Origin of the sequence: Micromonospora sp. MH33 (genome assembly GCF_003013775.1) — a bacterium.
Classification (GTDB): domain Bacteria; phylum Actinomycetota; class Actinomycetes; order Mycobacteriales; family Micromonosporaceae; genus Micromonospora; species Micromonospora fulviviridis.
Genome location: NZ_MUYZ01000661.1, coordinates 1 through 1,017, shown reverse-complemented (window position 1 = coordinate 1,017; position 1,017 = coordinate 1). Strand labels below are relative to the sequence as shown.

Below are 1,017 nucleotides of genomic sequence, written 5' to 3'. Positions count from 1 at the left end.
GGCAGTAGACGAGGACAGGCGATGGCGCGGGTGGACACGGCGGAGAGCGGGCAGGGCGGCGCGGGCCGCGGGGATACCGGTGCCGGGACCTGGGGCGCGGGCATCCGCCGGGCGATACGCGCCGCCTGCCGGCCGGGCCCCTGGAAGCGTGGCCGGGTGCTCGCGGCGCTGGCGCTGCTGCTGGGCCTGTTCATGCTGCTGCCCGCGAAGATCCCGAACCGGATCGGGAACCTGGGCAGTTTGGTGGAGACCTTCCTGCCGTGGTTCGGGCTGTTCATCCCCGTGCTGCTGATCGGCGCGCTGTGGCGCCGCTCCCCCGCTGCGGTGGTCGCGCTGCTGCTGCCGGTCATGGTGTGGCTGAACTTCTTCGGCGGGCTGCTCGGCGACAAGTCCCATCCGGGTGGTGACCTCACCGTGGCCGAGCACAACGTGGGCGCCGGTAATCCCGATCCGGTCGGCACCGCCGGTGACCTGGCCGCCTCCGGGGCGGACGTGCTGGCCCTGGTGGAGCTGACCCCAGAGGCCCGGGGCACGTATGAGAAGGAGTTGGCGAGGGCGTACCCGTACCACACGGTGCAGGGCACGGTCGGGCTGTGGAGCAAGCTGCCGCTGTCGGACACCCAGCCGGTCGACATCCAGATGGACGCCGGGCCGCTGGGGGACACCAAGCCGGCCGACATCAAGATGGCCTACAACCGGGCGCTGCGTACCACGGTGGCCACGCACCAGGGCCCCCTGGCGGTGTATGTGGCCCACCTGGGGTCCGCACGGGTGAATCCCAGGGCGGGCTTCTGGACGGCCCACCGGGACAGAAACGCGCAGGCGCTCGGCGAGGCCGTCGCCGCCGAGCAGAACGAGCGGGTGGTGCTGCTCGGCGACCTGAACGGCAGCATGGACGACCGCGCGTTCGCCGACATCACCTCGCAGCTGCGCTCGGCCCAGGACACGGCCGGGAACGGCTTCGGCTTCACCTGGCCGGCAAAGTTCCCGGTGGTGCGGATCGACCAGATCCTGGTC

General features: G+C 71.8%; 1 protein-coding gene. It reads left to right on the top strand.

The window, feature by feature from the left end:
* Positions 1 to 21: 21 nt before the first annotated feature.
* A partial coding sequence (locus tag B0E53_RS36755) for an endonuclease/exonuclease/phosphatase family protein (protein ID WP_107079945.1) occupies positions 22 to 1,017 on the top strand: 996 nt, incomplete at its 3' end.